Source organism: Vibrio scophthalmi LMG 19158, assembly GCF_000222585.1.
In the GTDB taxonomy this organism is placed as follows: domain Bacteria; phylum Pseudomonadota; class Gammaproteobacteria; order Enterobacterales; family Vibrionaceae; genus Vibrio; species Vibrio scophthalmi.
Window position 1 is genome coordinate 1 of the sequence record NZ_AFWE01000189.1, and the last position, 22251, is coordinate 22251.

Consider the following 22251-nt stretch of genomic DNA (forward strand, 5'->3'; position numbering starts at 1 on the left):
TACGAGCCTTTTTTTTATACCCAATTTTAAAGGATATTTGGAGGAAGGGATGCGAGTTTTAAAGTTTGGAGGATCGTCACTAGCTGACGCGGACCGTTTTTTAAGAGCGGCAGACATTGTTGCCAACAATGCGCAACAAGAAGAAGTCGCCGTTGTGCTCTCAGCACCAGGGAAAACAACCAATAAATTGGTCGCAGTGATTGAAGCGGCATTAAAAAGTGGTGACGCTGAAAGTCAGATTGCTGAATTGGAAGATGCTTTCCGCGGCTTATTTGAAGACATTAAACAAGTACTGCCAAACATTGATGGCAGTGGTTACAACCAGCAGGTGAAGTCATCACTCAGCCAATTACGCCAGTTTGTAAACGGTATCGACCTACTGGGCATGTGCCCAGATAACGTCAATGCCCGTATTATCAGCAAAGGTGAGCGTGTCTCTATTCAACTGATGAAAGCAGTACTGGAAGCGAAAGGCCAACCTGCTCATCTGATTGACCCCGTTGAATACTTATTTGCACGCGGTGAACACCTAGAAGCGATGGTTGATGTTGATATTTCAACGCAAAACTTCCGTCAAAAACCGCTACCGCAAGGTCATGTGAATATCATGCCTGGCTTTACTGCGGGAAATGAAAAAGGTGAGTTGGTGACTTTGGGCCGTAATGGTTCAGATTATTCCGCGGCCGTATTGGCGGCCTGTCTACGTGCTGACTGTTGTGAAATTTGGACTGACGTTGACGGGGTATATAACTGCGACCCACGCCTTGTTGCTGATGCACGTTTACTAAAATCACTGAGTTACCAAGAGGCAATGGAGCTTTCTTACTTTGGTGCTTCGGTTCTACATCCTAAAACTATTGCACCGATTGCCCAGTTCCATATCCCGTGCTTAATTAAAAACAGTTTCAACCCACAAGGTGCTGGCACCTTGATTGGTCAAGATACTGGTGAAGATAAATTAGCCATTAAAGGCATCACGACGTTAAGTGACCTGACCATGGTTAACGTTTCAGGCCCTGGTATGAAAGGCATGGTCGGGATGGCCAGTCGCGTGTTTGGCGCTATGTCATCATCGGGTGTGTCGATTGTATTGATTACGCAATCTTCATCAGAGTACAGCATCAGTTTTTGTATCGAAGCTCAAGATAAAGCCATTGCCCAGCAAGCGCTTTGCGATGCCTTTGAGTTAGAACTTAAAGACGGTTTACTTGAACCGGTGGAATACATCGATAATGTTGCGATCGTAACATTAGTCGGCGATGGCATGCGCACATCTCGTGGCGTCGCCTCTCAGTTCTTCTCATCATTAGCGGAAGTGAACGTTAACATTGTCGCGATTGCTCAAGGTTCATCTGAGCGTGCAATCTCTGCGGTGATCCCTGAAGATAAAATCTCTGAAGCGATCAAAGCGTGTCATGAGAATCTATTTAATTCTAAACACTTCCTTGATGTGTTTGTTGTCGGTGTTGGCGGTGTCGGTGGTGAGCTGGTGGATCAGATCCAACGCCAACAAGCTAAACTGGCAGAGAAAGGTATTGTGCTGCGAGTATGTGGCCTAGCTAATAGTAAAGGCGTGTTACTCGATGGCGAAGGTTTACCGCTCGATCATTGGCGCGACCGCATGAATGGGGTAAGTGAACCATTGAGTTTGGCAAGCCTAAGTTCATTAGTTCAGCGTAATCACATCATTAACCCAGTATTGGTGGATTGTACTTCAAGCGAAGTGATTGCTAATCAATACGCAGACTTTCTTGCGGCTGGCTTCCACGTGGTAACACCAAACAAGAAAGCCAATACAGCCAGCATGTCTTACTACCATCAGTTACGCGATGTCGCGCGCAGCTCTCGTCGTAAATTGATGTATGAAACCACGGTAGGCGCAGGCTTGCCAGTGATTGAAAACTTGCAGAACCTTATCTCTGCTGGTGATGAGTTAGAGCGCTTTACCGGCATCTTGTCTGGCTCACTTTCTTATATCTTTGGTAAACTAGATGAAGGTATGACGTTGAGTCAAGCGACCAATATCGCTAAAGACAATGGTTTTACTGAACCGGATCCGCGTGATGACTTATCGGGTATGGATGTCGCACGTAAGCTACTGATCCTCGCTCGTGAAGCAGGAATGGCGCTTGAATTAGAAGATGTGATTGTTGATCAAGCGTTACCACCAGGTTTTGATGACTCGGGTAGCGTGGATGAATTTATGGCGCGTCTTCCTGAAGCCGATGCCTATTTCCAACAACAAGTTGCGCAAGCAGCAGCGGAAGGCAAAGTGCTACGTTATGTCGGTGAGATTGCCAATGGTCAATGCCGTGTGAGCATTGCCGCTGTTGATGAAAATGATCCAATGTTTAAGATCAAAGACGGTGAAAATGCACTGGCATTCTTTAGCCGCTACTACAACCCAATCCCATTAGTGCTACGTGGCTACGGCGCTGGTACAGAAGTTACTGCTGCTGGTGTATTTGCCGATGTGATGCGTACATTAGGCTGGAAATTAGGGGTATAACAATGAGTAGTGGTATGGATGTAGTTGTTTACGCCCCAGCGTCAATTGGTAACGTGAGTGTTGGTTTTGATGTACTTGGGGCGGCCGTGTCACCGATCAGTGGCGAGCTACTGGGTGATCGAGTCTTGGTACAAAAAGGCAGTGAGATGTTTAGTCTTGAGACCGCGGGTAATTTTGTCTCTAAGTTGCCTACTGATCCTAAGGAAAATATTGTCTATGACTGCTGGCGTGTCTTTGCTCGAGAGCTAGACAAGAAAGCGGTTGAATTGCTGCCAGTTGCGATGACGCTGGAAAAAAATATGCCTATCGGTTCAGGGCTTGGTTCTAGTGCTTGTTCGATTGTCGCCGCACTCGATGCCCTTAATCGCTACCATGGTCAACCATTAGACGAAACTGAATTATTGGCTTTAATGGGTGAAATGGAAGGGCAGATCTCTGGTGGTATCCATTACGATAACGTCGCTCCTTGTTATTTAGGCGGCTTGCAGTTGATGCTGGAAGAGTTGGGTATTATCAGCCAAGAGGTGCCGTGCTTTGATGAGTGGTATTGGGTGATGGCGTATCCTGGCATCAAGGTGTCTACCGCCGAAGCGCGCTCTATTCTGCCGTCACAATATCGCCGCCAAGATGTGATTGCCCATGGTCGTCACTTGGCTGGATTTATCCATGCGTGTCATTCCAATCAGCCTGAACTTGCTGCAAAAATGATCAAAGACGTGATCGCAGAACCATATCGTGAGAAACTATTGCCCGGTTTTGCTGATGCACGCAAGTACGCAGCGTCAGCTGGAGCGTTGGCGACAGGTATCTCTGGCAGTGGACCAACGTTATTTAGTATCTGCAAAGAGAAAGATACCGCAGAACGTGTAGCTCGATGGCTCGAACAAAACTACGTACAAAATGAAGAAGGATTCGTTCATGTTTGTCGTTTGGACAAGCAAGGTTCGATCGTTACAGGAAGTAAGCTATGAAGCTGTACAATATAAAAGAAAATGACGAACAAGTTTCCTTTGGCCAAGCCGTGCGCCAAGGGTTAGGTCGTAATCAAGGCCTATTTTTTCCATCTCAACTGCCTCAGTTTGATGATGTTGATGCTCTGCTTGATGAAGACTTCATTACGCGCAGCAGTAAAATTCTCTCAGCGCTTATTGGTGATGAATTACCAAAAGAGCAAGTCAATGCGATGGTTGATGCCGCATTCCAATTCCCTGCACCGATTAAGCAAGTTAAAGATGGCGTGTACGCTTTGGAGCTATTCCACGGCCCAACGTTAGCATTTAAAGACTTTGGCGGTCGCTTTATGGCGCAGTCACTTGCAGCGGTCTCTAATGGCGGTAAGATCACCATTCTCACCGCAACTTCTGGTGACACTGGTGCCGCGGTCGCGCATGCTTTCTATGGTATGCAAGACATTAATGTCGTGATCCTTTATCCAAAAGGTAAGATCAGCCCACTACAAGAAAAGCTGTTCTGTACTCTAGGTAATAACATCCATACCGTCGCGATTGATGGTGATTTCGATGCTTGCCAAGCGTTGGTAAAACACGCTTTTGATGATGCAGAATTGCGTGAAGAGATCGGTCTAAACTCTGCTAACTCAATTAATATCGCTCGTTTGATGGCGCAGATCTGCTACTACTTTGAAGCGGCTTCTCAGCTCACCAAAGCACAACGTGAAAATTTAGTTATTTCAGTGCCAAGCGGTAACTTTGGTAACTTAACTGCAGGTCTATTGGCAAAAGCGCTTGGTTTACCGATCAAACGCTTTATTGCCGCAACCAATGCTAACGATACGGTGCCGCGTTACTTAGAGACTGGTAAGTGGGAGCCAAAACCGACGGTTGCAACCACCTCGAATGCGATGGATGTCAGCCAGCCAAATAACTGGCCTCGTATTGAGGAGTTGTGTGGTATTAAGCAATGGGGACTTGATACGCTAGGTAAAGGCGTGGTGTCTGATGAACAAAGCGCAGCCTCAGTTCGTGAACTGAATGAGCTAGGTTACTTGTGTGAACCTCATGGTGCGATTGCTTACCGAGTATTAGACGAGCAACTGGCTGAAGGTGAAACGGGATTGTTCTTGTGTACCGCACACCCAGCGAAGTTTAAAGAAGTGGTCGATGACATCTTAGCGACGGATATTGATCTACCAGCACCACTGGCTAAGCATGCTGCCATGGAGTTGTTATCAGAAGATTTACCTAACGACTTTGAGGCGTTGAAAGTGGTATTGCGTAAAGCAAACCAATAACCCCTCACTACATCACTACAATACAATAGTGCTAGATGATTGGTTTTATAACCGAATTAAAAAGGTCGCCTTGGCGACCTTTTCTGTTTTTGCTCTTGCCCAACTGAGTACTATTTATTTAAGGCAAAGATAGGCAGTGATAAATGCCAACGAATTGCGCCTAAGCGGATCACCAATGTTGTCACGACACCCGCTAAGAAGGCGGCATCGTTGCTAAAATTCATCGCTAAGGTTGCAGTATGGATGACACCACCGGCAATACAAGCCGTTGCGTAGACTTCGCTTCGCAGAACCATCGGCACTTCACGCGCCAATACATCGCGAATAATGCCACCACCACAGCCGGTGATCACACCCATAATAATCGCAATGACAGCTGACTCTTGATACATCATTGCTTTTTCAACACCAATGCCAACAAACACAGCCAGACCTACTGCATCACAAACGGGCAAAATCCACCAAGCGACACGTTTTGGGCGACGAACCACCAACATGGTGAGCAAACAGGTGAGTAGAATCACCCAGATATAGTTCGTATCGGTAATCCAAAATACGGGGGTTGCGCCGAGCGCCATATCGCGAATCGTACCGCCACCAATTGCGGTTACACTGCCAAGCACCGCGACACCAAAAGGGTCCATTTTTAAACGACCTGCCAGTAAAACGCCAGAAACAGCAAAAATAGCGGTGCCGAAAAGGTCGATGATATAGATCAGCATGGAATCCATGAAAAGAAGATCTCTCTGATAATAAGTAGTAATAGAGGAAAACCAAGCGAACAACCGCGAGGTTTTTATTCGCTTAGGCTGATAATTCGGCGCGCATAGTACGAGATATTCGTGCTATGCGTTACTGCTTTTGTCTGACTGTTTCGAAGAGCTCACAAACTTGGTTAATAGCGTCGAGCGTTCGCGGGGTTGGGCGGTTGATCCAGCTGGCATTGAGCGTCCATATTTGCTGCTGTTTAATTGCTTGCAGCTGCTCTTGCCAGGCTTGCCACATATTGCCATTTTCCATCGCATGTCGTGAGGTGAAGATCACTTGTGGGTTTGCGACAATCACTTGCTCTAGTCCTACTTGTGGGTAAGGCGCAGCACTGTCTTCAAACACATTTATGCCACCGCAGAAACGAAAAACTTCACTTGGCCAGCGATCTTGAGCCACGGTTATGATCGGCTTTTCACTCAGCTGATAGAAGTAACTGACTGTTTGCTCGGTGTTGTATTGCGCTTTAAATTGTTCAAGTTGAGCACGAAATTGCGCTGCGGCTTTTTGGCCAATGGTTGGATCATCAGCGTAGTGACTCAGTTGTTCGATATTGACGGCAATATCGTTGAGTGAACCGGTTTGTGCGTTATAGATCGTGAAGCCAAATTGCGCCAATTTAGCGAGTTCTTTCGCCGGATTGCCTCCTGGCCAAGCAATGATCAGATCTGGCTGTAGAGCAATGATTCGTTCGACGTTAATGCTCTGATAGTTTGCTATTTTTTCTAGTTTTTGTGCTTGTTCAGGGTAGTCGCTGTGTTCACTTACCGCGACCAACTTATCACCCAAACCCGCCGCATAGGCCAGTTCAGTGGTGGACGGTGCGAGGCTAATAACGCGGTCAATCGTTTGCGCAGAAAGGGAAAAACTAACCAAAGAGAGAAGAAGAGTCAGCTTAAGCATTATAATCCTTGATAAATAGCGCCCATAATCAGGCTTTGAAGCATCAGCCAAATCCACAACCGACCAACTAAAAGCTTACGAACTTGGTCAACGTGAATTGCGGCAGGGGCGATACGACCACCCAATTTAGCCCGTAGCGCTTTGTGGTGGTTATAGATAGCAGGGCCTGCAAGAGAGAGCTGCAGTTTGGCTCCAACAGAGACCAATAGCCAGGCAGGGCCGGGCAATGGCCAAGACGCCGATTGTTGACTGATTAAGCTCAAGCAAGCTTTTGCTCTTTCACCGCAAGCAATCAATAAGGCTAATAGTCGTAAAGGTATAAAGTCGAGCACCGCTAGAATTCGAATCGCAGGGAGACCAAATGGGATAAACTGTTGGCGTGAGGGTGACCATGCGCGAGCTAATTCCATCGCCATGCGATACATAAAGGCACCAATTCCCCCAGTAACGGCATACCAAAAGAGCACGGCTGCGACGCTACGGCCATAACTCATGATCAGTGTTTCACTGCCTGCTTTACCTAAGCCTAGCAGCGATAAACTCTCGGTTGAACGGTTGAGCCATGGTGCGAGCAACTGTTTCGCGGCACTTTTGTCTTCATTGGCCAGTTGAGGGATGAGTTGATTCGCCAATTGATTGGTATTACGCCAGTCTAAGGCGAGCAGTAAAAAGGCCAAATCAAACAGCAGTGGCTGCCAGACCAAATTTTGTAATGCTAATAGAACCATCAACATCGGAGTAAGCATCATTAGCCAAGCAAGGCTGCCGGAAAGCAAGCTTTGTGAGTAGTGGCTTTGAGTGTTTACTTTATTGGCGAGCTGTTCGGCAAATTTGTGCCAAAGGATGGCAGGATGTGCTTCGCGGGGGAAAGGAAGAATCCAGTGGCAAAGCAGTGCGCCCCACATAACCAGGAGCGCACCATTAGCAAATAGCTGATTAAAAAGATCATCCATGATTGTTTAATACTAAGCCTTTAGCAGTTCAACCATTTTAATCACCATCTCAGAAGAGCTTTGAGCGGCAAGCGGTAGGAACTCGTCAAAACTCATCGTTGCTTCTTTATCTGCGACGTCAGAGATAGCACGTACGACAACGAATGGTACTTTGAATTGGTGACAAGTCTGCGCAATGGCAGATGCTTCCATTTCTACTGCGATAACAGAAGGGAAGTACTGACGGATAAATGCTTGGCGCTCAGCAGTGCATACGAAAGCATCACCAGTACAGATTAGGCCACGTACCGCGTGTTTGTCTTCCATTTGCGCTAGCGCTTGCTCAGCCACATCCATCAGTTTTTCATCAGCAATAAACGCCGCAGGTTGTTGCGCCATTTGGCCCATTTCGTAACCAAATGCAGTAACGTCAGCATCGTGGTGGCGAACTTCGGTTGAGATCACAACATCACCCAGGTTTAGGCTTGAGTCAAAACCGCCAGCAGAGCCGGTATTGATCACCACATCTGGTTGATATTCATCAAGCAAAATGGTGGTACCGATTGCCGCAGCCACTTTACCAATGCCAGATTGAAGCAGTACTACGTCAACGCCGTTCATTTGACCAGCAAAGAAGGTACAACCTGCTTTTTTCACTTCTTGGCAGTTGTTGATAGAGTCTTTTAGGATGGCAACTTCTTGTTCCATCGCACCGATAATGCCGATTTTCATAATGGGCTAAACCTAGGTAGTAAATTAAAGTGGCCAAAGTTTATCATGAAGCTTTGCTAGCCTGAACTCATTATCGAGCTTCGATTGAGTGACATTGCGGTCAAAACAGACAATTGGCGGAATAAAATTGCTATTGCGGTGCGTTATGGATTCACCTATAATCCGCGCTTCGCGTAGCGGCTGAATCAGAGATTGGCTGCTACAAAATATAAACCTACTCTTATTAGGAGAGCATTATGTCTCTGAATGCAGAAACTAAAGCAGCAATCGTTGCAGAATACGCACAATCTGAAGGCGACACTGGTTCACCAGAAGTTCAAGTAGCACTACTTACTGCTTCTATCAACCACCTACAAGGTCACTTCAAAGCTCACAAAGGCGATCACCACAGCCGTCGTGGTCTTCTACGTATGGTTTCTAGCCGTCGTAAGCTTCTTGATTACTTGAAAGGCAAAAACCTTGCTCGTTACCAAGATCTAATCAAACGTCTAGGCCTACGTCGCTAATTAGCGGCTGCATAGAACAGTTTGTAAAAAAGGGGCTTATGCCCCTTTTTTTATTGTCTAAAATCCCCCAATTCCCTTCAAGTAGTTTATACTACTGTCCGGCTGAAACAGTTGTTACTGTTGATGCCAGCAAAAATCATAATGACTCATCGCATTACAGTCACCGATGTCGGCCAACAGGTCGCGACTATTCAAAAGCCATTGAGCGTCATACACAGTGTCTTTTCACTAGTCGCGATTCGTAATGTTTTGGGTTTTTTCTTAACTTAGTCAGGGTATTTATACTCAGTACAAGGAATAACAATGTTCGAAAAACCAGTTGTTAAAACGTTCCAGTACGGTAACCACACGGTTACTCTAGAAACTGGCGTAATCGCTCGTCAAGCTACTGCTGCTGTTATGGTTACTATGGACGATACTGCTGTATTCGTATCTGTAGTAGGTAAAAAAGAAGCAGTTGAAGGTCAAGACTTCTTCCCGCTAACGGTAAACTACCAAGAGCGTACTTACGCTGCAGGTAAAATCCCTGGTGGTTTCTTCAAGCGTGAAGGTCGTCCTTCTGAAGGTGAAACTCTGACTGCTCGTCTAATCGACCGTCCGATTCGCCCACTATTCCCATCTGCATTCAAAAACGAAGTGCAAATCATCGCAACTGTTATGTCTGTGAACCCTAACGTTCAACCAGACATGGTAACAATGATCGGTACTTCTGCTGCACTTGCTATCTCTGGTCTACCATTCAATGGTCCTATCGGTGCAGCGCGCGTTGGTCACATCGATGGTCAACTAGTGCTTAACCCAAGCATGACTGAACTTGCTACATCTAAACTAGATCTAGTGGTTTCTGGTACTGAAAACGCAGTACTAATGGTTGAATCAGAAGCTGACAACCTAACTGAAGAAGAAATGCTTTCTGCAGTAGTATTTGGTCACGAACAACAACAAGTTGTTATCAATGCAATCAACGAGTTCGCAGCTGAAGTTGCAACTCCAGCATGGAACTGGGAAGCGCCTGCAGTAAACACTGAGCTTAAAGCTCTTGTTGCTGATCTAGCTGAAACCCGTCTTGCTGATGCATACCAAATCACTGAGAAAATGGCTCGTTACGAGCAAGTTGGCGCAATCAAGAACGACGTTGTTGCAGCCCTTCTAGCACAAGACGAAAACCTAGCTGAGCGCGAAATCCGCGGTATGCTTGGTTCTCTAGAGAAGAAAGTAGTACGTAGCCGCATCATCGCTGGCCACCCACGTATCGATGGCCGTGAAAAAGACATGGTTCGTGCGCTAGACGTACGTACTGGTGTTCTTCCACGTACTCACGGTTCTTCACTGTTTACTCGTGGCGAAACGCAAGCGATCGTTACTGCGACTCTAGGTACGCAACGTGACGCGCAAATCATTGATGAGCTAACGGGTGAGCGTAAAGATCACTTCCTACTACACTACAACTTCCCTCCATACTGTGTTGGCGAAACGGGTTTTGTAGGTTCTCCTAAGCGTCGTGAAATCGGCCACGGTAAACTGGCTAAACGTGGTATTGCTGCAGTAATGCCTTCTGTTGAAGAATTCCCATACACCATCCGTGTTGTATCGGAAATCACTGAATCTAACGGTTCATCTTCAATGGCTTCTGTATGTGGTACTTCTCTAGCTCTTATGGATGCTGGTGTGCCAATCAAAGCTTCTGTTGCGGGTATCGCAATGGGTCTTGTTAAAGAAGGCGACGATTTCGTTGTTCTTTCTGACATCCTTGGCGACGAAGATCACCTAGGTGATATGGACTTTAAAGTAGCAGGTACTAATGCTGGTATTACTGCACTTCAAATGGACATCAAGATCGAAGGTATCACTAAAGAGATCATGCAAATTGCTCTTAACCAAGCGCAAGGTGCACGTAAGCACATCCTTTCTGTAATGGATGAAGCTATCTCTGGTGCTCGCGAAGAGATTTCTGAATTTGCTCCACGTATTTACATGATGAAGATCAGCTCTGAGAAGATCAAAGATGTTATCGGTAAAGGCGGCGCAGTTATCCGTGCTCTAACTGAAGAGACAGGTACTACGATCGAAATCGAAGACGACGGTACAATCAAGATTGCAGCAACTGAAGGCGCTGCAGCGAAAGAAGCAATTCGTCGTATCGAAGAGATCACTGCTGAAGTTGAAGTAGGTCGTATCTACACTGGTAAAGTTGCACGTCTAGCGGACTTCGGTGCGTTCGTAACAATTCTTCCAGGTAAAGATGGCCTAGTACACATCTCTCAAATCGCTGACAAGCGTGTTGAGAAAGTATCTGACTACCTAGCTGAAGGCCAAGAAGTTCAAGTTAAAGTACTTGAAATCGACCGCCAAGGCCGTGTACGTCTAAGCATGAAAGAAGCAGTAGAACAGCCTGCAGAAGCTGCAGCTGAAGCGAAACCAGCGGCTGACGCTGAGTAATCGCATCTATTAGCTTATTGAGCTAAAAGCATGTTATAAAGGGGGCGTCTCGCCCCCTTTTTTTATGTGCAGTAAAACCAATTTATATAAAGATTCGTTAGCGAAAGTGATGCGCTAATCTGATTTGTCTGGGTTTGCATATCGCCAATGCTGGATGCAAATGAAAGCATCATGGCGGTTTAGGTATACACTATAGGTTGGTAACAGGAGTATATATTCGTGAAATGGTTTCAAACCCTAACGCTTGGATTAAGCATTTTGGTTGCCACAGGTTGTACCTCAACCTCTAACCAGCAATGGGTTTATCCACCCATGGCCGTTCCTCTACAGGCAAGCATGCAACAAGAAGTGCAGATTGCCCGCCTGTCTCAGTTGCTTAAGCGTCCGGATTTGTCTGAAGAACTGCGTGCTAAAATGCTGTTTGAACGTGGTAACTATTACGACAGCGTAGGTTTACGAGATCTTGCCCGTTTGGACTACAGTCAATCTCTACAACTCAATCCGTCGCAACCCGATTTATTCAACTTACTGGGTGTCTACTACACTCAAGTCGGAGAGTTCGACGCGGCATACGAAGCTTTTGACTCTACGTTAGATCTCGATCCTGAAAACTCTTATGCAGTACGAAACCGAGCGATAGCCCTTTATTATGGCGATCGAATTGAGCTCGCAATCGAAGATATTGACGCGCACTTTGCCGAAGAACCGAGCGACCCGTTCCGCGCCCTATGGGTGTATCTAATTAAATTAGAACAAACGCCAGAAGCCGCACGTCAAACATTGCTTGAGCAATACCAACAGCGCGATTCACAATGGGGCTGGGTGCTGGTGGCGATCACTCTCGGTGAGGTAAGTGAAGAGCAAGCGTTTAAAGCGATTATTGCGGGTACACGAGATAATACGTTACTCGCGCAACGATTAACGGAAGCCTATTTCTATTTAGGTAAGCGTTACCAGCATCAAGGTGACTTTGCAGGTGCGATATCGATGTATAAATTAGCGATTTCATTTAACGTCTATGAGTACGTTGAACATCGATACTCTTTCCTTGAGTTGACGCGTATCTTCACACAAGTGAAAGCAGAACAGCTAGCCAAAGCAAAGCTTGAAGAAGCTGCGCAGCCTTAGTCTCTGATTAAGATGAGCTTAGATAAACCGCCTTTTTAGGCGGTTTTTTATTGCCCAAAATTTAAAAACAGCTAAAATGGTTAGCTTGGCTAACTAAAAGGATTAACCATGGTTTTAGAACAGAGTTTGATTGAACTAGAACGTTTTTGCTCTAAGGCGTGGCGCGTCTATGCCAAGGAAGATCCAATGTGTCATTTAAGTTTCAATGAATTTGATTACTTGAAGGTGATACAGCAATACCCTCAAGGCGTGCGTATTACCGATCTTGCCGATGAGTTACGTATTACCAAACCATCGGCTTCGAACATGGTGGCTCGTCTTGAGAAGAAAGGCTTAGTACGTGGCGTGGCTTGTCAGGAAGATGCTCGAGCAAAACGAGTCATGTTAACTGAGAAAGTCGTTAAGGATATGTCTTTAGAGAAGGTGGTGTACCAGCAAATTGCGAGTGACCTTAACCAGTCTCTTTCACAACAGGAAGCTGAGCAGTTAGTGCAACTGTTAAATAAAGCACTTCATAGATAAAAATTTTAACCGATTAGTTAGCCTTGCTAACTAATTAGATTCGGCAGTATTTTGCTTGGTGAAAAAATGCAAGATTCAATCTATAAACAGTTTTGGCGTTACGCGATCCCAACCATTGCGGCGATGCTCGTTAACGGCTTATATCAAGTGGTTGATGGAATATTCATTGGTCGTTATGTCGGTGCTGAAGGTCTGGCAGGGATTAATGTCTCTTGGCCAGTGATTGGCTCGATCCTAGGGATTGGTATGTTGGTCGGCGTCGGCACAGGTGCATTGGCGTCAATTAAACAAGGTGAAGGTGATACGGAGGGCGCGAAAGGTACGTTGGCGACGGGGCTACTGTTGTTGGCTTTGGTTGCGCCGATAGTCTCTGTCGTGCTGTATTTCTTTGCTGATACCTTCTTGTTATGGCAGGGCGCTCAAGGGCGAATTTTAGAGCTCGGTAGTCAATACCTGCATATCTTGATTTTCGCTTGTGTATTCTCGCTTGGCTCGATTGCGACACCGTTTTTACTGCGTAATGATGGTAGTCCAAATTTAGCGACAATCTTGATGGTGATTGGCGCGATTGCCAATATCATTTTGGATTACCTATTTATTGCTTGGTTAGGTTGGGAGTTGCAAGGCGCGGCGTTGGCAACCGCAATGTCGCAAATGATAGTGACTCTATTAGGTATCGGTTATTTCTTCTCGAGCAAAGCGAATATGCGCTTACGTTTGAGTGATTTACGCATTCAGTTTGCAGAGGTTCCGCGTATCGCTGCGATCGGTGTGTCGAGCTTCTTTATGTACGCTTATGGTTCGATGATGGTGGCACTGCATAACAGCCTGTTTGCTGATTATGGCAGTGGTATCTTGATTGGCGCATACGCGATTTTGGGCTATATCGTTACCGTTTACTACCTGATTGTAGAAAGCGTAGCGAATGGTATGCAGCCGCTGGTGAGCTACAACCATGGTGCACGTAATCAAGACAATATTCGTAAACTGCTGCAGATCGCTATGGGAACGGCTGTGCTGGGTGGTATCGCTTTTGTGGTAGTACTAAACATCTTCCCACGTGAATTTGTCTCGGTATTTAACTCTAGTGATGCTGAGTTGATGGAAAATGCCGTGATTGGCATTCGCTTACATATGTTTGCGATGTTCTTAGATGGCTTCTTGGTGGTCGCCGGTGCTTATTACCAATCAATCAACAAGGGTAGTAAAGCGATGTTCGTGACCATCGGCAACATGGTGATTCAACTGCCGTTCCTGTTCATTATGCCCAAGTTGATGGGTGTCAATGGGATCTGGATTGCGTACCCATTGTCGAATATCGCATTGAGTCTGGTGGTGATGTGGATGTTGTGGCGTGACGTGAAGCGGATGATTCTACCGCCTCAACCTATGGTGATGAGTAGCTAAGATAACAAAAAGCCAATCAAATATGATTGGCTTTTTATTTATCAAGCGAAGGTTAAGACTTAACTTCTAGGCCCGCTAAGCGATGCCAGTAACCATTACATTGACGATCTTCAATCTTAACTGGATTTTCGCCGTGCAAGTTGGCACGGAAGCGGTCAATTTCGCCTAACGTATTTAACCCCAGTGGGCTCAAACGCACGACATCGACCAAGCCTTGCATGCTCGATTGATCGTTGATCAAGTTGTAGCAATAACCAGACTGAGTTTGAATACCGTTGAGGTTAAAGACTTCTTGGCCTTCTTGGCTACGTACTTGAATACCCGTTGGGTATTTGATGCAGCAAGTTTCGCAATCGTCTTTGGCTTTATTTTCCGCACGAGCGGTGAAACAGCGAGCTGAATAGGCCAATGGTAAGTAACCGTGGCTAAATACTTCAACTTCAAATTGGTTACGAATACCCAATTGCTCACATTGAACGAGAACCTTGTCTAACCAATCGCGTGACAGCTCAACAGGCATACACCAGCGCGTCATACCTTGTTTTAAAAACAGGTTTAGCGTATGTGCATTGTAGGTGTTAACCGCAGGGCCAACCACAAACGGCACCTTGCTTTCGTAAGCCAGTTGAATCCCCGACACGTCATTTGCTTCAATTGCAAAATCACCATTGTCGATGTATTTCTTCATGATGCTGACTTCACTTGGCGCTTCGAGTAGTGCCATGGTTGATAGCACCACTTGCTTGCCTGAGCCTGCGATCTCTTTAGCAATATCAAACCAGTGTGCTGGTTTCATTTCGCGGCGTTTAGAGCAAACACTTTCGCCAAGATAAATAATATCGGCAGAGCTTTGTTTTGCTTGCTGATAGAAATCTTCAACGTCTTGCTTTGGCCAAAAATAGAGAAGTGGACCGAGTGCGTATTTCATTATTCTATTCCTATGCCGTTATTGCCATTTACGGTGGTAAGCACCAAGCGTGGTTTGCGTACCTTCAGAGACGTTCGCCAGTGCCGCATCCCAAGCAGCTTCAACACGGTAAGCTTCTGGGTTGGCAAGATAGCGATCAATCGCCGCGCGCCATGTACGGGTGACTTGCTCTACGTAAGCAGGGCTACGTTGGCGACCTTCAATTTTCACCGAAGCAACATTGGCAGCAAATAGCTCAGGCAGCATAGAAAGGGTATTCAAGCTGGTTGGCTCTTCGAGTGCATGGTAAACCTTGGCTTCACCTTCGATATCAGCGCTAAATCGGCCTTTACATAAGGTTGGGTAACCGGCGTTCTCACCCGTGCTATAACGGTCAATCAAAATGTTGTTGAGGCGAGACTCAAGGCCCTGTTCAGTTTCTTGCCAGCGTACATATTTGGCTGGAGAGCAAGCGCCGACGGTATTTGGCGATTCACCCGTCATGTAAGACGATAGGTAACAACGACCTTCCGACATGATGCACAAGCTACCAAAAGCAAACACTTCTAGCTCTACATCGCTGGTGATGTTACGTGACAACTGTTTCACCTGATGGATCGACAATACGCGTGGCAGTACGACACGTTTCACGTTGAAGTTGTTCTTATAGAAATCGATCGCGGCAATGTTGGTGGCCGATGCTTGCACTGAAAGGTGCAATTCTAAATCTGGGTATTTACGTGCAGCGTATTCCAGTACAGCAATATCCGCCACGATTAGGGCATCGACGCCTACATCCGCAGCGCGATCAACCGCACTCGTCCAGCGCTCAAAGCCATCTGGGTGAGCGAAGGTATTCAGCGCGACGTGAATTTTTTTGTTGTGGTCGTGCACATACTGCACGGCTTTATCGAGTTTTTTACCGTTAAAGTTTAGCCCTGCGAAATGGCGGGCATTGGTGTCATCTTTAAAGCCGATGTAAACCGCGTCGGCACCACAGTCGATGGCGGTTTTTAGGGCAGGTAGATTACCTGCGGGGCATAGGAGTTCCATTGCTCAGCTAAACCTATTATTTTCAATATTGCCAGCATTTTATGAAGAATTATGAACGGCAATTTTGATGTAAGGCAGGTTTGAGTGAGTTAGCTGACAATTACCTCTTCCGGATAATGGATTTCGCTGACTTTTACGGAAGATTTAATTTTTATGGCGACGGTTCTGCATGAACAATTCTTCGACGTCTTGCTTTGGTTGCGGACGATAGAAATGGAAGCCTTGAATCGAGTTACAGTTGAGGTTTGACAGTAGTGTTGCTTGTTGTTGGGTTTCAACCCCCTCTGCAACCACGGTTAAATTGAGTGATTTGCCCAAGTTGATGATATTTTCAATCACCGTTACCTGTTTAGGTAAGGTGTCGATCTCGGTGATAAAGGCGCGATCGATCTTAAGCTCATCGAGAGGGAAGCGAGCTAAGTAGGCAAGGGATGAATAGCCGGTACCAAAGTCATCAATGGATAGGGCAAAACCAAGTTTTTTGATTGCATTGAGCATTTGAAGGGTGTGCTCACTGTCACTCATCACTGCACTTTCGGTCAATTCAAATGTGATGCAGCTAGGATCCAGCTCGGTGGAGCGCAATAACTTTTCCATGTAATCGATCAGTTTCGGGTTACCAAACTGCTCTGGCGAGAGGTTAATAGCGACACGTCCCGGTAAGATGCCTTGCATCTTCCAGCGTTTCACCGTGGCAAAAACTTCACGCATGACAACGCGACCTAAGTGCTCAATTAATCCAGCTCGTTCAGCTACCGGAATAAAGGCGCCTGGGCTAATATAGCCTTCAACTGGGTGCTTCCAACGTACTAGTGCTTCTGCGCCGTTGATACTGAAATCACGCGCGTTGACTTTCGGTTGGTACCACACTTCAAGGCCATTTTGTTGCAGTGCCTTTTGTAGCTCGATTTCCAGCCATAAACGCATGCGCGCTTCTTTGTTCATCTGATCGTTAAACTTAATTAGACGGTTGCGGCCGCGCTCTTTGGCTTCATACATGGCAGTGTCAGCATTTTGCAGCAATATGCGTGCATCGTTGCCATCACCAGGGTAGACAACGCTACCAATTGAACAAGCAAGGCGTTTGCTAAAGTGTTGCAAATCAAATGGCTGGTTGATGAGTGATATAATTCGATCTGAAAGTGATTCAACCATGCGGTTGTTTTCTGGATTGGGTAAGATCAAACCAAACTCATCGCCACCTAAATGGCCAAGTACAGCTTGTTGAGGTAATAAGCGCTTGAGTCGACAGGAAACTTCTTTGATGACCTTATCACCGATATGGTGACCTAAAGAGTCATTGATGTTTTTAAAGTTATCGATATCAAGGTAGAGCATGATTAACGGTGTTTCATTTTTGATCAGCTGATCAAGGCGCTTGGTGAATCCAAAGCGGTTATATAGCCCGGTTAAAGAATCAATATGAGCATCACTATTTATGGTGGAGTCACTGATTTTCTTCGGTGCTTGTTCAGCATCTTGGATCAGAACCAGTTGTGATTCTTCGCCCATGATCATCGCATGTGCGGCCTGTAGCTGAACTTTTCGCTCCAATCCACAGCGTGGTCCTGTCAGGCACAAAATCGGTGCATCATGCAGTAGCATGCCAAGTTTGTTATTGAAGGACTTTTTGCTGTTTTCATCAATAAACAGGCGCGACAGCTCTTCACCTAATAAATCACTGCTTGATTCAAATCCAAGTAAGCGAACGGCGGCGGGATTGGCTGACAAAATACAGTCATGTTCAACTAGCAATAACCCTTCGGGTAACAGTTGAGTCAGCGCGGAAAACTTGTTTTCTGCTTCTTCGAGCGAGTGGATTAAAATGCTTTTTTCAGAGGTATCAATCGCATGAAGAACGACGTATTGCACTTTGTTATTGAAGCTAATCGGAGAGATGGAGCAGAGCAGACTGGTTTCGAGGTCGACATCGTTAAGCGTAATTTCAGTTTCACTTGATTCGCCAAGTAGAGCGCGTTGGTAGTAGGGTTTGAGCTGGTAATAAAACTGCTCACCAAGAATTTCACGATCGCTCCGCCCGACAAGCTCTTTTTGTGATAGTCCCGATATTTCACAATAGCGTTCGTTAACCATCACATAGTTATGTTGATCGTCTAAGATGGCCGAGAAAAAAGGACTCTTAGCCGTAATTTGTGTAAACCAATCCTGAAACTGTTGCGATGGCATTCGGGGGGTACCAAGTCTCCAAAGAGAGTGAATAAGCGCTTATTACAAGCTGAATGCGTTACTATAACCACCTTATCTAAGAGATTAAAGAGTTGTAACCATTCCGTCATTTTTTGATACACAACAGGTAACGAAAGCAATCTATCCATTATCATCCATGCATCTATCTACAAAGTAACGGATAACCCGCGTGATTAACAAGATTCGCACTCAATTAGTTCAAAATGCAGCATCAATTTTGCGATCTCCAGTCCACTTATTACCACAATCTGTTCAAAAAAAAGCCTTGTTAGATGGCTTGAAAATGGTATTCAAAGAAGCATTGGAAGATGGTGATTTTGAATTCCTTGAAGGCAAGTGGTTGAAAGTAGAAGTTAAAGATATGCGCCTACATTGGTATATCAGCTACGAAGACGACAAGTTAATTGTTGCTGAAACTCCGCAGCAAGAAGACGTATCTTTCTCTGGTAATCTGAATGACTTGATTTTGATCGCTGGCCGCAAAGAAGATCCTGATACATTATTCTTCCAGCGTCGTTTGTCGATTGAAGGCGATACGGAATTAGGTTTGGAAGTGAAAAACCTGATGGATAGTGTCGATCTTGAGCTTTTGCCAAAACCGTTACAGATTTTACTTAATCAGTTAGCTGATTTTGTGCATAAAGGCGTACAATCGCCAGCAGTACAAAATGAGGTAGCGAATGCTTATACGAACTGAAGCGCCAGCGGATATTCTGGCCATTGACCGCCTGCTTAAAACCACCTTTGAGACAGAAGCGGAAGCAAACTTAGTGATGGCACTGAGAGAAAACAGCAAGCTGACGCTTTCACTTGTTGCGTGTAATGATGAAGGCGAAGTCGTCGGACACGCGATGTTTACTCCGGTAACGTTGCAAGGTGAAGATTTAAACTGGCAAGGTCTAGCGCCGGTATCTGTACGTGAAGACTATCGTAAGCAAGGCATTGCTGCGACGATGATTCGCGAAGGTATTGAATCGCTATACGAATTTGGTTACCCCGCTTGTGTCGTGCTTGGCGATCCTGACTACTACCAACGTTTTGGTTTTGAATCGGCAGAAAAACACCACATGCAATGCCAGTGGGATGTCCCTGAAGGGGTCTTTCAAGTTCTGGCGATCGCTGATGGCGAGCTCGCAGAACGTAGTGGTTTGATTGAATATAGTGAAGAGTTTAGCCAGCTTTAATGGGTAAACTTACGCAGAAAAAAGGGGCGATAGCCCCTTTTTTGTTGCCCGTCGATCTGTGCTAATATGACGATACGAAATTTAGAGAACTCTATTCATGCAAACTGACCATGTTGCTTACCTAACACAGATGGGGATTGATTGTTATCAACTCAGCCATCCTGAACGTTTGACCGGTTACCAAGCGCCAGCGCTGGAATTGCCTGCCGAGTGCAAACTCTTGTTAGTTTCGCCCGTGAGTCCAAACGGTGAGTTAGCACTGCTGTTTGAGCGGGTATTAAAAAGCATCAATATTTCTTTAGACCAAGCACGCCATATCTACCCTGAACAGGCGACTCAGCTAGCTGGACAATCCATGGAATGGGTGTGGTTTGCAGGCTGCGAACGTACAGAACAATTGGCTGAAAAAGCACTCATGACCCCACTTCTTAGTGAGATCGATGGGAATAATCAGCAGCGTAAAGCGCTGTGGCAACAGATCTGTTCATACTAACGAGCCTTATGACACTACAATTTTATCCTCTTGCCTTAGAGCACCTTGACCAAGTGTGGGCCATTGAGCAAACGGCGCATAGCCACCCTTGGGCTGAATCGATGATTCGTGATCTTAATAGCCGTGGTGCCTGCCATCATGCTTTGGTCGTGAATCAAAAAGTCGTTGGTTACTTTTACGCACAAAACATCGTCGGTGAAGTCACCTTACTTAACATTGCTGTTGATCCTGCCGAACAAGGCAAAGGTTATGGTAAGGCGTTAACCGAGCACTTTTTAGATATTTGCGAACAAGCTAAAGCCGAAAGCGCTTGGTTAGAAGTGAGAGAAAGCAATCAGCGCGCGTTTGCTCTTTATGAAGCGGTTGGTTTTAACGAGCTTGATCGCCGTCGTAATTACTACCCAACCGACAAAGGTAAAGAAGACGCGATTATTATGAGTTACCTATTTCTCTTTTAATCAGCGTGCTGAATTAAGCATTAACGCTAGGTGATGACTTAGCGTACGACTATCGCGCCGCTTGTGGTTGCTTGAGTATAAAAGCAATATAAGCGAGAATAGCGCGCAAAATTGAATCGAACCGGTTTGTTTAACGTTTAAACAAGCATCCAGACAGAAAAGAAGACCAGTTTCATGTCAAATACACCATTTATTGGCGAAGTTTCTAAACGTAGAACGTTCGCTATTATCTCGCACCCGGATGCGGGTAAAACCACCATTACAGAAAAAGTTCTGTTATTCGGAAACGCGATCCAAAAAGCGGGTACAGTGAAAGGTCGTGGCTCTAACCAGCATGCGAAATCTGACTGGATGGAGATGGAAAAAGAACGTGGTATCTCGGTAACAACGTCTGTGATGCAGTTCCCATACAACGACTGTCTAGTTAACCTACTGGATACTCCAGGACACGAAGACTTCTCGGAAGATACTTACCGTACGCTAACGGCGGTGGACTCGTGCTTGATGGTTATCGATGCGGCGAAAGGTGTCGAAGACCGTACACGTAAATTGATGGAAGTTACTCGCCTGCGTGATACGCCAATCGTAACTTTCATGAACAAACTGGACCGTGACGTTCGTGATCCAATGGAAGTCTTAGACGAAGTTGAAAACGAACTAGGCATGATGTGTGCGCCTATTACTTGGCCAATTGGCTGTGGTAAAGAGTTTAAAGGTGTTTACCATATCCACCGTGATGAAACGATTCTGTACGAATCAGGTCATGGTCATGAAATCCAAGAAGTGCGCATCATTAAAGGTCTAGATAACCCAGAGCTTGATGAGCAAGTTGGTGCTGATCTAGCGGAGAGCGTGCGTGAAGAGCTTGAACTAGTGATGGGCGCATGCCCTGAGTTTGATCTTGAATCTTTCCTTGTCGGTGAGTTAACGCCAGTCTACTTTGGTACCGCACTGGGTAACTTTGGTGTTGACCATATGCTAGATGGTTTGACTGAGTGGGCTCCAATGCCGAAAACTCGTCAAGCGGTTGAGCGTGATGTTGAAGCGACAGAAGAGAAATTCTCTGGTTTCGTATTCAAAATCCAAGCGAACATGGATCCTAAACACCGCGACCGTATTGCTTTCATGCGTATCGTATCGGGTACTTACACCCAAGGCATGAAAATGAACCACGTACGTCTAGGAAAACAAATCAGTATTTCTGATGCGGTTACCTTTATGGCGGGCGACCGTTCACGTGCAGAAAATGCGTTTGCTGGCGATATCATTGGTCTACACAACCACGGTACGATCCAAATCGGTGATACCTTTACTCAAGGTGAATCGTTGAAGTTCTCAGGTATCCCTAACTTCGCACCAGAATTGTTCCGCCGTATTCGCCTACGCGATCCACTGAAGCAAAAGCAGCTACTTAAAGGTCTTGTTCAGCTTTCAGAAGAGGGTGCTGTGCAGGTATTCCGTCCAGTACAAAACAACGATCTTATCGTTGGTGCGGTCGGTGTGCTTCAGTTTGATGTGGTTGTGGCGCGCCTGAAGTCAGAATACAACGTAGAAGCGATTTACGAAGGCGTAAACGTGGCAACGGCTCGTTGGGTTGACTGTACTGATGGTAAGAAGATGGACGACTTCCAACGCAAGAACCAAGCTAACCTAGCGCTCGATGGTGGTGATAACCTAACCTACATCGCGCCAACCATGGTGAACTTGAATCTAGCGCAAGAGCGTTTCCCTGATGTGGTGTTCCGCGCAACTCGCGAGCACTAATATTCGGTGTATTTGGTGTGATAGCGGCATTGACTGCGTTAACTCACACCAATCACTTTGAATATTGATGAATAAAAAAATACGCCC

20 protein-coding genes are annotated in these 22251 nt (G+C 45.9%); 13 read left to right on the forward strand and 7 right to left on the reverse strand.

What is annotated here, in order from left to right; genetic code table 11:
* Positions 1–49: 49 nt before the first annotated feature.
* Genes thrA through thrC form a run of 3 tightly spaced genes read left to right on the forward strand, consistent with a single transcriptional unit; the run spans position 50 to position 4760 of the window.
* Complete coding sequence (thrA, locus tag RH88_RS16265; protein WP_005598008.1) at positions 50–2509, forward strand: bifunctional aspartate kinase/homoserine dehydrogenase I; 2460 nt, start codon at positions 50–52, stop codon at positions 2507–2509.
* A 14-nt stretch (positions 2510–2523) separates the two neighbouring features.
* Complete coding sequence (gene thrB / locus RH88_RS16270) at positions 2524–3480, forward strand: homoserine kinase (protein WP_005598010.1); 957 nt, start codon at positions 2524–2526, stop codon at positions 3478–3480.
* Complete coding sequence (gene thrC, locus RH88_RS16275; protein WP_005598012.1) at positions 3477–4760, forward strand: threonine synthase; 1284 nt, start codon at positions 3477–3479, stop codon at positions 4758–4760. Before thrB ends, thrC begins: the two co-directional genes overlap by 4 nt.
* Positions 4761–4870: 110 nt before the next feature.
* Here the strand turns inward: thrC and RH88_RS16280 are convergent, their stop codons facing one another.
* The 4 genes from RH88_RS16280 to mtnN all read right to left on the reverse strand — a co-directional run bounded on the left by RH88_RS16280 (position 4871) and on the right by mtnN (position 8095).
* Positions 4871–5491, reverse strand: a complete 621-nt coding sequence (locus RH88_RS16280; RefSeq protein ID WP_038219416.1) for a TRIC cation channel family protein — start codon at positions 5489–5491, stop codon at positions 4871–4873.
* 121 nt (positions 5492–5612) lie between these two features.
* Positions 5613–6431 (reverse strand): vitamin B12 ABC transporter substrate-binding protein BtuF, encoded by an 819-nt coding sequence (gene btuF, locus RH88_RS16285; protein WP_005598016.1) that lies wholly within the window; start codon positions 6429–6431, stop codon positions 5613–5615.
* Entirely contained in the window at positions 6431–7384 is a 954-nt protein-coding gene (locus tag RH88_RS16290; RefSeq protein ID WP_005598018.1) for a cobalamin biosynthesis family protein, read from the reverse strand. Before RH88_RS16290 ends, btuF begins: the two co-directional genes overlap by 1 nt.
* Before the next feature lie 12 nt (positions 7385–7396).
* Positions 7397–8095, reverse strand: a complete 699-nt coding sequence (mtnN, locus tag RH88_RS16295; RefSeq protein WP_005598020.1) for a 5'-methylthioadenosine/S-adenosylhomocysteine nucleosidase — start codon at positions 8093–8095, stop codon at positions 7397–7399.
* A 236-nt stretch (positions 8096–8331) separates the two neighbouring features.
* On the opposite strand from mtnN, the gene rpsO reads away from it, so the two are divergent.
* From rpsO to RH88_RS16320, 5 genes are all read left to right on the forward strand, one after another.
* Entirely contained in the window at positions 8332–8601 is a 270-nt protein-coding gene (gene rpsO, locus RH88_RS16300) for a 30S ribosomal protein S15 (protein WP_005598021.1), read from the forward strand.
* A gap of 303 nt (positions 8602–8904) precedes the next feature.
* Positions 8905–11040, forward strand: a complete 2136-nt coding sequence (gene pnp, locus RH88_RS16305; protein ID WP_005598023.1) for a polyribonucleotide nucleotidyltransferase — start codon at positions 8905–8907, stop codon at positions 11038–11040.
* A 219-nt stretch (positions 11041–11259) separates the two neighbouring features.
* Positions 11260–12168 (forward strand): lipoprotein NlpI, encoded by a 909-nt coding sequence (gene nlpI, locus RH88_RS16310; RefSeq protein ID WP_005598025.1) that lies wholly within the window; start codon positions 11260–11262, stop codon positions 12166–12168.
* A 108-nt stretch (positions 12169–12276) separates the two neighbouring features.
* A complete protein-coding gene (locus tag RH88_RS16315) occupies positions 12277–12690 on the forward strand; it encodes a MarR family winged helix-turn-helix transcriptional regulator (protein WP_005598027.1) in 414 nt (137 codons plus the stop codon).
* 66 nt (positions 12691–12756) lie between these two features.
* Entirely contained in the window at positions 12757–14097 is a 1341-nt protein-coding gene (locus RH88_RS16320; RefSeq protein ID WP_005598029.1) for an MATE family efflux transporter, read from the forward strand.
* Positions 14098–14149: 52 nt separating this feature from the next.
* Here RH88_RS16320 and RH88_RS16325 read toward each other — a convergent pair whose 3' ends face one another.
* From RH88_RS16325 to RH88_RS16335, 3 genes are all read right to left on the reverse strand, one after another.
* Complete coding sequence (locus RH88_RS16325) at positions 14150–15025, reverse strand: U32 family peptidase (protein ID WP_005598031.1); 876 nt, start codon at positions 15023–15025, stop codon at positions 14150–14152.
* An 18-nt stretch (positions 15026–15043) separates the two neighbouring features.
* Positions 15044–16057 carry a ubiquinone anaerobic biosynthesis protein UbiU gene (gene ubiU, locus RH88_RS16330; protein ID WP_005598033.1) on the reverse strand — a complete coding sequence of 338 codons (1014 nt, stop codon included), beginning with the start codon at positions 16055–16057 and terminating at the stop codon, positions 15044–15046.
* Between the two features lie 144 nt (positions 16058–16201).
* Positions 16202–18244, reverse strand: a complete 2043-nt coding sequence (locus RH88_RS16335) for an EAL domain-containing protein (RefSeq protein ID WP_005598035.1) — start codon at positions 18242–18244, stop codon at positions 16202–16204.
* A gap of 190 nt (positions 18245–18434) precedes the next feature.
* On the opposite strand from RH88_RS16335, the gene ubiT reads away from it, so the two are divergent.
* The 5 genes from ubiT (at position 18435) to prfC (ending at position 22164) form a co-directional block, all read left to right on the forward strand.
* Entirely contained in the window at positions 18435–18962 is a 528-nt protein-coding gene (ubiT, locus tag RH88_RS16340) for a ubiquinone anaerobic biosynthesis accessory factor UbiT (protein WP_005598037.1), read from the forward strand.
* Positions 18946–19449 carry a GNAT family N-acetyltransferase gene (locus RH88_RS16345; RefSeq protein WP_005598039.1) on the forward strand — a complete coding sequence of 168 codons (504 nt, stop codon included), beginning with the start codon at positions 18946–18948 and terminating at the stop codon, positions 19447–19449. Before ubiT ends, RH88_RS16345 begins: the two co-directional genes overlap by 17 nt.
* 97 nt (positions 19450–19546) lie before the next feature.
* Positions 19547–19942: a DNA polymerase III subunit psi gene (locus tag RH88_RS16350; RefSeq protein ID WP_005598041.1), complete on the forward strand. Its 396-nt coding sequence runs from the start codon at positions 19547–19549 to the stop codon at positions 19940–19942.
* Between the two features lie 8 nt (positions 19943–19950).
* The gene (gene rimI, locus RH88_RS16355; protein ID WP_005598043.1) at positions 19951–20400 is read left to right on the forward strand and encodes a ribosomal protein S18-alanine N-acetyltransferase; all 450 of its coding nucleotides are present in this window, start codon (positions 19951–19953) and stop codon (positions 20398–20400) included.
* A 174-nt stretch (positions 20401–20574) separates the two neighbouring features.
* Positions 20575–22164 (forward strand): peptide chain release factor 3, encoded by a 1590-nt coding sequence (gene prfC / locus RH88_RS16360; RefSeq protein WP_005598046.1) that lies wholly within the window; start codon positions 20575–20577, stop codon positions 22162–22164.
* Positions 22165–22251: the final 87 nt, after the last annotated feature.